Genomic DNA, 10807 nt, shown 5'->3' with positions numbered 1-10807 from the left:
TTTAATTCTCAAAACTATTTATCTCAGACGTTATAGTTTGGATTTTGTATATTAAGCATTCCCCAATTAACCTAAACTGTAATTTATAACTTACCAATGGATAATTGATAATTAATCAATTCGGCTTTATTGCCTTCTATTTCAATATAAAAAAAGAAATTGTGATTTTCTTATATTCAATTCTCCAGGGTAAAACCAGAGGTAATTATCAATTATTCATTATCCATTATCAATTAATCAACACTATATATATCTATCCTCTTAATCGAGATGGTAAATTTCCAGTTCGCACCTGGAAATTCAAGTTTTGACCATTCCGATTAACTTCTAATTCCAACAAACTACCTACAGTTTTGTTCTGAACAATTTGTTGTACATTTTCAGATTCACTAATAGTTTGATTATCAATTTTTTGAATTATATCCCCTGGTTTTAAACCACTTTTATCAGCAGGAGAACCAGGAACAACCTGCATTACTAATACCCCTTGATCAGTGAATAACTGAATATTTGTATTGAAATTTCGGTTAAGTTCTTGCTTAAGTTCCGGTGTTAAAGTCTGCATGGCAATACCTAAATAAGCGTGTTCTGCCTTACCTACCCTAATTAATTGTTGAGCAATTTGTTGAGCATTATTAATAGGAATTGCAAATCCTAAACCTTGGGCACCATCAATAATAGCTGTATTAATGCCAATTACTTCACCATTTTGATTCAGCAGAGGGCCACCAGAATTACCAGGATTAATCGCAGCATCCGTTTGAATAAATCCTACCCGCTTATCTGGGACACCCACATCATTACTAGAACGACCTGTGGCACTAATTATACCCACTGTCACAGAATTATCTAGACCTAGGGGGTTGCCAATAGCGATCGCCCATTCTCCAGGTTGCAGATTATTTGAATTTCCCAGAGAAACAGTCGGAAGATTATCGGCATCAATTTTAACTACTGCTACATCAGTTACAGAATCTGTGCCCAAAACTCTACCTTGAAGGCGACGACCATCTTTGAGGACAACCTCTACAGTAGTTGAACCCTCAACAACGTGAGCATTCGTAAGAATATTACCATCTGAACTAATGATAAAACCAGAACCAGTTCCTTGCTCAACTGGACCTAAACGTGACCTAGGAGATTCGTAACCATAGAAATCTTCTGGTATTCCTCTACCAAACATATTAGGTCTTTGGCTAACGGTTCGAGAAGCATTAATCCTAACTACTGCCGGACCAACTTTTTGGACGGCATCTACAATAAAGTTGCTATTGGAAATAGGAACTCTAACTGGTAACCAACTAGAGCTTTCTGAGCTAGAAGTACCATCACTTTTGCTAGGGGATTGAGTTACTGATAATTGAGTAAGCTGGCTTGAGTTTTCCGGAGAGCTAATTGTCTGGAATATTAGGCGCTCACCTAACAATGCTCCGACCGCTCCGGTTAGTAGTAATAAATAAGTTAAAGGTTGTTTCCAAAAAACTTTACCTGTTGTATTTTTCATTGTTATTTATCTGTAATTGGTTAGTCTGTCAAGAATTAATAATCAGAGTCTTAAGTAGGTAGACAAAATTATTTGTGTATTGACTAATCGGCTATATTCCCTTTAACTCTTATCTATTGACTCTTGCCTACCACCGCCAAAATATTAAATTAATTCTGTCCAGGTACTTATCTCCTGATGGAGAGGTGTTCTTTAAATTTTCCTACAATATCTATTTAGTCTATTACTTAGGGCATAGTAAAAAATAAATTATCCAATTTGTGGACTTGACTTACTTGTTTTACTTCCCCTGCTCCTTTACACTTAATCCAAAAGGATATTTTTTGATTTGGAAGTCTCTTACTATTTACTCCTGAATGTTTATGGGAATTTACATTTTGCTTGTATTATGGTTATAAACTAAATTTAACACTCCTGGGAAATGATGTCTGGGGATGAAGAGTTAGTGATTCCACTCTGATGCTTAGTGTTTCAGAGTCATTGAAATTCACTGTTTAGCTTTTTCCTTGATCTACTTAACTTTTGGGGAGCTAATTTTTACCATACATAGAATTAAAATATTAAGTTACATATTTCAATCTGGGATATCTTGGACTTTAGTATATTTACAATCCTTAAAAAATTTATCCGGTTGTTTTTAAGGAAATCAAGTTGATACTATTTTTTTTCATACATTCAGGATTTATTTACCGAAATAATTAATCATTAAACAATTAAATAATTAGATAATTCACGCCTTGAAGCCTCCCCTTTCAAGGAGAAAAAAATAAATATTTTTCTTATTTGTCAATCCTCTCCCTAAAAGGGAGAGGTAATTATCAATTATCCATTATCCATTATCCATTAATGAATGTTGATGCTAATTTCTCAAAAAACGATGATTGTTTAACATTTGTTTGATTTGATATTCATTTTTGTCTTGAATATTTATTTGATTTTTTTATGATATTGGGTAGGTTTCAACAATTAATAATTAACAATTAAAATTAATAATTACCTCTTCTGTAATAGAAGGATTGAGCTAAAAGGAATTTTTTTTCTTCTCTTGGTCGATTGGATATGGCTCACTTCGGAGTGGCTCTGCACTCTTCGGGAAACCTGCTCCTACGGACCCGCTGCCTCTTCCAGAGGAGCTGCGCTTTTCATGTCGGCGACAGCCGAAACGCTTTATATGTTGCGAAGCAAAACGCCATCCCATCCTAGGTCATGCTCCACTTGCCGACCGTTTTTTCATCTCCTTAAAAGGGGAGGCTTTAGACATCCGAATTTGGTAATGAAATGTGAGCTTTTCTAAGCAAACAGGAACAAGCTTTGCCTAGCAGCACCTCAAAAAAATCATAGTAACTGGGATTGGTTTTCTATAGTCATTTCAGTTTATATTGAGACAAGTGTTTCTTGTATTTAAAGAGTTTCAGCGGAAAAAGTGTTTCATTCTTATTTGAAATGACTATAAATAAATTATCTCCAAACTTCCCTGGCAATGACCTATAAGATTATATTTTTTTAGCTATATAGCATATATTTATCTTGTTTGATTTTGTATTTATTTTTAGCTTAGAAATTTATTTTATTTATTGATAATTTTTGTACTAAATATAGGATTAAACATCTTAATTACCAACAAGAATTTTATTAAATACAAATTTTTTTCTGATTATTATAACTTTTAATTATCCTAATAACTCTCACTATTGCTAAACCATTCTTCAAAGAAGTTGTGTATAAAATCTCCACTTAACTAAGTCCGAAGTCATAAGTTTTTGTGTAGGGGATTTTGAGCAACCTTCCCAAAACATTTCACCTTAAAAGGCGGGGTTTTAGACCCAATTATTTTGATCGTTTAGACAAAAGGGAATAAAAGTATATAAATATTTTTATATAGTGAAAAAATGCAATAGTTTTTGTCAATTTTGATGCAAACTTTATAACTTATCAACTTGAACAGCCTTCAGATGGAAGTTACGATTCAGGGGCTGTTTTGGATAAATGTTCTGAATTTCTTGCTGTACAATAATTTTTAATTAATAAACGTTCTGTTTTGTTTAATTCCCACTAATATATTTAGGGTTTCCACATCTAAGAAAGTCTTTTTGACTCAATTAATGAGAAACCCCATGACTTAATTTTGACAGAAAACTTAATTACAATTAAATCAACAATTTAGCTAATTAACCCTCAGCAAAAACGTACCGATAGAGTTCATCTGACCCTGGCTCTGGACTATTTGTAGCAAACTCAACAGCTTCAGTAATTAACTCCTCAATCTTTTGATCGATTGCTGTTAACTCTGCAACATCTACCAAATTATTTTCTGTTAGGTAAGTTTTAAATTGCTTGATGGGGTCACGAGAAAACCAATATTCCTTTTCTTGTTGGTCCCGTAATTCATCAGGGTCAGCCAAAGAATGTCCTCGGAAACGATAAGTCAAAGCTTCAATCAAAGTAGGTCCCTCGCCAGCCCTAGCCCTGGCCACAGCCTCCTGAGCAGCAGAATGCACTGCCAATACATCCATACCATCAACCTCTACACCAACCATGCCAAAGGCATGAGCTTTTTTGTAAATCTCAGGTTCAGAAGTAGCACGATCATGAGCCATACCAATTGCCCACTTATTATTTTCGACTACATAAATAATCGGTAGTTTCCACAATGTAGCCATATTTAGACATTCAAAAAACTGGCCGTTATTGCAAGCCCCATCCCCAAAGAAACAAGCCGTCACTTGGTCAGCAGTTTCATTTCCCATAGTTTCCCGACGATATTTACTCTGAAAAGCTGCCCCAGTAGCCACAGGAATACCCTCAGCAACAAAAGCATAACCCCCCAATAGATTATGTGCAGCCGAGAACATATGCATCGAACCACCACGACCTTTAGAACAGCCTGTGGCCTTACCAAATAATTCAGCCATCACTTCCCGTGCTGGTACACCAGCACTGAGAGCATGAACATGGTCTCTATAAGTGCTACAAACAAAATCTTCATCTTGTCGCATAGCTTTAATTACACCGGAAGAAACCCCTTCTTGTCCATTGTAAAGATGAACAAAGCCAAACATTTTGCCTCGGTAATACATTTCAGCACACTTATCTTCAAACAAGCGTCCTAAAACCATATCTTCATATAGTATCAATGCTTCTTCTTTACTAATTTTTATACTATTGGTATTAAAAGGAGGTAAGTTACGTTCTTGGATCATTTAATTTTTCCTGAGCTAGTATAATTTAGTGATCTGATGTTGGAATGTTGCAACAGACATCTTTAGCAAAAGTCTCTAATGTTAAAGTTAACATTACTGGTCTCCACAAGTTATCCAAATTTACCTTTGAGCAATTTAATAGCATATCTGGAAATTGTGTATGAGAGTAAATAAATTTTACTAGCTTGTTGTATAGTATAGACTTAATGGAATAAGTCTTAAGTTTTGCCCTTCAAGTTGGGTAGCAAAGTATCTGTCACTGAAATGAAAGGTATAATAAACTTTATACATAAATTATAGTCATATATAGTCAAATAAACTCAGAGACTGAGAAAACTTGCTAGTAAAAGAGAATTTAAAATCAATGATTATCTCCACAAAGCATCTCGTTTGATTATTAATACCCTCATCACTTACAAAATAGGGACTCTGATAATTGGCCAAAATCAGGAGTGGATACAGGAGATTAAGTTAGGAAAAAAGAACAATCAAAATTTTGTTCAAATTCCCCATGGTAAGTTAATAGAAATGTTATCTTATAAAGCTACAATGGTAGGAATTAAGGTGATTTTAACCGAAAAATCTTATACTTCCATTGCAAGTTTTATGGATAATGATACAATTCCTGTTTACAAGAATGGTGAGAAAAATCAGTCAATTTTTAGTGGAAAAAGGGTGAAACGGGGAATGCAAATCGCACAGGTTGTGACAGATTGATTAATGCTGATGTGAATGGCTTTTTGAACATTATGAGAAAAGCAACTCCCTTTTGTCTTTGACCATGGGATAGAGAAGCCACTGCGTTAGGCGGGTTCCCCAACTTGAAGCAACTGGCGTGGTGTTGTCGTGCCTCCTTTCCTGCGGAATGCTGCGCAAACGCTAACACCCAGTCCAGGTCAAACCTGCAATGCAGGAGAATATGTCATATTTGACTATATTTATTATTATGAACTATACTTTGTGGGAAGCAACCCCAATCTATCTACTTATATCTACAATTTTTTTCAAAATTGTAGATATAAGTAGATATAAATGGAAAATATGCTTTGATAATTCGAAGAAGAATTTTTATATTCTTGGAATTTTGATGCTAAAATTAAATTCAGTATCTTTATAAGATTTTTTGTTGAACATTTAAGAATTGGTAGATTCACCTTTAAACCTTTAATGTTTATCGGTGAAAAAATCCTAGCTCATAAGTGACGAGCATCAAAAAAATTGCTCTAAAGTAATAAAAAAGACCTCTGTTAGTCAGCAACAAAGGATATTATTAAGTAATATAGTAACTCTCCTTTGAGGAAATGCACTGTGCGGATTCCACTAGATTATTACCGAATTTTAGGTTTACCAATTCAGGCTACTGCCGAACAGTTACGGCAGGCACATAGAGACCGCACCCAGCAGTTTCCTAGAAGGGAGTATTCTGAGGCAACAATAGTTGCCCGTAAACAACTTATAGATGAGGCTTATGCTGTTCTGTCTGACCTAGAACAACGGCAAACTTATGATGGCAGCTTTTTGGCTAAAACCTACGAGCCAGAAAAAGTAGAAGAACTAAGTCCGAGTTCTGAGATAAATCTTGATAAAGTAGAGGAAAAAGAAACAAAACTTCAGGAAAAAGGAGAAGTTATCCCCATAATAGCTTCTAGACGATTAGCAAAAAGGATAAGCTCTCAAGGTAGAGAGACCATAAGTAGCTCTCAGTTTGACCCTAACAGCCCCAGTATAGAAATAGAAGATCCACAATTCGTGGGAGCAATCCTGATTCTACAGGAACTAGGAGAATACGAACTGGTATTAAAACTTACTCATCCTTATCTTACTAATAATAGTATTGCTATAAAAGATGGACGTTTTGGCGATCCAGCATTAGTTCTGCCAGATATTGTCCTCACAGTTGCTTTAGCTAATTTAGAACTGGGTAGAGAACAATGGCAACAAGGACAATATGAAAGTGCGGCCACAGCTTTAGAAGCTGGGCAGGGATTATTACTACGAGAAAATCTGTTTGTTCAAGTTCGAGGGGAGATACAAGCTGACCTTTATAAGCTACGTCCTTATAGAGTAATGGAGTTAATAGCATTACCAGAGGAGATAGCTCTAGACCGTCGCCGTGGCCTAGAAATTCTTCAAGATATGTTAAATGAACGGGGAGGAATTGATGGTCAAGGTGAAGATAGCTCTGGACTTAGGGTAGAAGATTTTCTGAAATTTGTTCAGGAGCTACGTCATCATTTAACCACATCAGAACAAAAGAAATTATTTGAGGTAGAAGCTCATCGTCCTTCGGCAGTAGGTACATACCTAGCAGTTTATACTTTTTTAGCTCAAGGGTTTGCCCAAAAACAACCAGCTTTGATTCGTAAGGCTAAGTTGATGTTGATGCAATTAGGTCGTAGTCAAGATGTAAATTTAGAGAAATCTGTTTGTGCTTTACTTTTAGGGCAAACTGAAGAGGCTAGTCGTTCATTAGAACTTAGCCATGAAAATGAACCTTTATCCTTTATTAAAGAAAATTCTCAAGAATCTCCAGATTTATTACCAGGGCTATGTCTTTATGCTGAACATTGGTTGACTGAGGAGGTATTTCCACATTTTCGTGATTTGTCTGACAAGTCAGCTTCTTTGAAAGACTATTTTGCAGATCGGCACGTTCAAGCTTATCTAGAAGCTTTACCTACAGAAACAGAAGCAGTTAATCAGTGGGTAGTTGTTCAACCTCGTCGCGATCGCGACACGGAACAGATGTTCTATCAGAAGGAAGTTGACAAATCCACCGTATCAGATTTAGAAAATAAAGGTATATCTGGTGTGGGTAGTGTTGCTACTGCTAGTCCTGCTTCTGCAAGCAAAGGAACTTCTAATTTACTAGGAGCTAGTTCTGATAAGTTGCTTCAAGAATCAGAAAAATCATCATCTACTATAGGTGCGCAAAAACAATTAACTAATCCCAGTTCTGGTCGCTATTCAGGAAGAATGAGGGAAAGGAGCAGGAGTAGTTTACCTCAATTTAATGAAAGTACGTCACTAGGAAGTGAAGAATTACCCCAATCTATGCCAGACCATAGTCAACGGAGAATCTCTGCTAGAAGAGAACCTGTTAAGGTTGGTCGTCTAATATTAATTGCAGTTTTGGGATTATTGGCAATAGGACTGATTGGGTTTATGACAATTAAAACTATTGCTTGGTTAGCAAATGCTTTAGGATTAGGTGGACCTAGGCTACAAGGAGAACAACCTGAGGTGCTATTGGACAGACCTCCAATAGAAATTCCAGAACCTAATCGGGTTAGCCTCGGAGCATCAGGACCTATAACGAAAGAAGTAGCACAACTAGCGATTCAAAGTTGGTTAGATATTAAGGCTGCTGCTCTTGGTCCTAATCATCAAGTTGAAAAATTACGAAATATTCTAGTGAACCCAGCACTTGAGCGTTGGTTACCTACGGCTAATGCACTGAAGCGAGAGAAATCTTACCGGAAGTATGAGCATGATTTAGAGATAAAAAGTGTAAAAATGAGTAATACAGATGCCAATGAAGCTCAAGTAGATGCTAAAGTGAGAGAAAGGGTTCAGTTTTATGACAACGGTAGATTGACTAATTCTGACAATGAAAACTTACTTGTTCGTTATAATTTAGTTCGTCAGAATGAAAAATGGCAAATTAGTAATTGGAAGGTACTGAGATAATTTTAAGTGCAGAAATAATTATGGGAATAAACCTAAGCTTAAACATGAATAATTATTAGTATTTATACTGTATTTATTCAACTGAATTATTCTCAAAAAATTGATATATAAATCAGAATTAAAAAACCTTAGAAGCTCGAGTAAAAAAACTTGTTAATCAAATTAATCTTCAGGAAGTCAATAAAAAAATTCTGTTCTAGTGTGTAAGCATTCAGCCGTCAGCCATCACTCAGTAATACGATAACTCTAAAAATTTTTACAGCTTTCGGGATTAAACAAAAATGGAAATCAAGAGTGATTATATAAGTATTGATGGTTTGATGATTTAGTTGTTCACTATATTGCCAAGTCTTTCTATTGGTTTAATTTCTAGACTATGTGGGAGTTGCAAGATAAAATTACTTTGGATCAAATCCGTTGAATTACTTAGAAAAAACCTTCTTCCTCATTAAGTCTTCCAAGTATATCCATTTTACTGTTACCTCCCCACCATTTTTCTGTATTCAAGCCATTTCTTCTGGAAAAGTTGAGGATGAAACGAAGAAAATTCTGAAAAGGCTGATGGGATTTTGTTATTTAGAAAAAAAGTTAAACACCAAAAGCTTCAAGCTCTCGCCAAAGAAATTTTAAATCATTGGGATGCAGTAGTCGCTGCTGTGAACAATCCTGACTTACTGTTAACTAATAACGAAATCTCACCAATTTGATCAACCCTGTATCTACTACTCAGGTATATTTTCTGTTCCCTGTTCCCTTTTTCCAGTAAAGCATTGCCTATTCCTTACCTCCACTCAATATTAAATTAATATTGCTTATGTACTTAGCTTTTGAGCTGTAATATTAGTAATTTTTAATAAAACTATTACATAATTTTATTCATTAATTTTGTTAAAGTTCTAATAAATTAAGTAAAGTTAAGAAACCATAACATTGTTAATCTAGAATTGCCTATAAATCTGCATATATACTCATAATTTCTTAGTAACGACCCTTGACCAAATCTGAGCTTTTCTGCAAGATATAGACTTATAAGGCGATCCCGCCGATCCCAAAAAAATGCGGTTCTTATAGTTTCTAGAGATATAGAAACTGATAAGCATTCCTCAGCATTTACCAAACCCATTAATTATTTGAATGGGAAAAGTAGTTCTCAAAAGAAACAAGGAATTATTTGTAATTACTTGCTAGATTTTGGGAAACGGAATAGAAAACAGTAAAAAAATAGAAGGATATAAATAATGGTTCAAGAACGTCCACCTCTAGAAGAAATGACTTTACGACAACTACGGAAAGTCGCCAGCGAACTAGGTATCTCTCGTTACAGCAGAATGCGTAAGGCACAACTGCTGGCAGCAGTTATGGAAGCTCAAGGTATCAATCATGTTTCATCTGCTCCACTCTCAACATTAGAGGTACAAGAAGAAGTGGAAGCAAAAAAGTTTGAATTGGGCCAAGAAAATAATATTGATGATTTTCTTTCATCAATTGACCAAGATTTAACAGATTTACCCAATGGGTATGGTAAAAGCCGAATAGTCTTAATGCCACGCGATCCAGAGTGGGCATACGCTTACTGGGATATTACGAATCAACTGAAAGAAGAGTTACGCCGTCAAGGAGGACAACAGTTAGCTCTCCGTATATATGATGTAACAGATATTAACTTGGAATACCAAAGTCCTCATAGTATTCAGGAATATCCTTGTGATGAATTAGCTCGTGAATGGTACATACCCATTCCGGTAAGCGATCGCAACTATGTTGTGGAAATAGGGTATCGGTGTGCTGATGGTCGGTGGTTAATTGTGGCTCGTTCTGAGCGAGTACATATTCCTCCAGTCTATCCCTCAGATTGGATTGACGACCAATTTATCACAGTTAGTTGGGATGAAGATTTGCGTGGGAAAACCTTTATGGAACTGGTTCCTGCTAGTCGCCAAATTACTTTTTACGATAATCCCGATAACATTTATGAGGAAATGTTTGGCCTAGCTGAAGTTGAGGAACAACGGGTTGCTGGTTCTATGTTTGGCTCTGTTCAAATGGTTCCAGGTTCAGGCCAGATGATAGAGGAAGGAGTAAGCTCTTATGCTATGGCATCAGGTATAGGGATGTGGGCATCTGGTAGTAATGTCTCTGGTGCAACTCAAACTATGTCAGGGGTAGGTTTAACTGCTTCTGGTGTAGGCATGGGAATGTCAGGTGTAGGTTTAACTGCTTCTGGTGTTGGCATGGGAATGTCAGGTGTAGGTTTAACTGCTTCTGGTGTTGGCATGAGAATGTCGGGAGTAGGGTTAACTGCTTCTGGTGCAACTCAAACTATGTCAGGTGTAGGTTTAACTGCTTCTGGTGCAACTCAAACTATGTCAGGGGTAGGTTTAACTGCTTCTGGTGTAGGCATGGGAATGTCAGG

General features: G+C 36.1%; 5 protein-coding genes. 3 read left to right on the top strand and 2 right to left on the bottom strand.

The window, feature by feature from the left end:
* Positions 1–253: 253 nt before the first annotated feature.
* Together ACP6PK_RS18860 and pdhA are read right to left on the bottom strand one after the other, a co-directional pair.
* Positions 254–1504, bottom strand: coding sequence for an HhoA/HhoB/HtrA family serine endopeptidase (locus ACP6PK_RS18860; RefSeq protein ID WP_426561669.1), 1251 nt, complete (start codon positions 1502–1504; stop codon positions 254–256).
* 2168 nt (positions 1505–3672) lie between these two features.
* Entirely contained in the window at positions 3673–4704 is a 1032-nt protein-coding gene (pdhA, locus tag ACP6PK_RS18855; RefSeq protein WP_426561667.1) for a pyruvate dehydrogenase (acetyl-transferring) E1 component subunit alpha, read from the bottom strand.
* Positions 4705–5031: 327 nt separating this feature from the next.
* Here pdhA and ACP6PK_RS18850 point away from each other — a divergent pair, with 327 nt between their 5' ends.
* The 3 genes from ACP6PK_RS18850 to ACP6PK_RS18840 form a co-directional block, all read left to right on the top strand.
* Complete coding sequence (locus tag ACP6PK_RS18850; protein ID WP_426561671.1) at positions 5032–5421, top strand: IS200/IS605 family accessory protein TnpB-related protein; 390 nt, start codon at positions 5032–5034, stop codon at positions 5419–5421.
* A 591-nt stretch (positions 5422–6012) separates the two neighbouring features.
* Entirely contained in the window at positions 6013–8394 is a 2382-nt protein-coding gene (locus ACP6PK_RS18845; RefSeq protein WP_426561665.1) for an IMS domain-containing protein, read from the top strand.
* A gap of 1238 nt (positions 8395–9632) precedes the next feature.
* Positions 9633–10807 (top strand): DUF4912 domain-containing protein (locus ACP6PK_RS18840; RefSeq protein ID WP_426561663.1); only part of this gene is annotated, 1175 nt, incomplete at its 3' end.

Origin of the sequence: Dapis hubbardiae BLCC-M172, assembly GCF_050016015.1 — a bacterium.
Classification (GTDB): domain Bacteria; phylum Cyanobacteriota; class Cyanobacteriia; order Cyanobacteriales; family Microcoleaceae; genus Trichodesmium.
This window is presented reverse-complemented; position numbering and strand designations above follow the sequence as displayed.

Coding starts and splice junctions, on each gene's coding strand:
- ACP6PK_RS18860 (WP_426561669.1), bottom strand. CDS start 1,504: ATGAAAAATACAACAGGTAAAGTTTTTTGGAAACAACCTTTAACTTAT.
- pdhA (WP_426561667.1), bottom strand. CDS start 4,704: ATGATCCAAGAACGTAACTTACCTCCTTTTAATACCAATAGTATAAAA.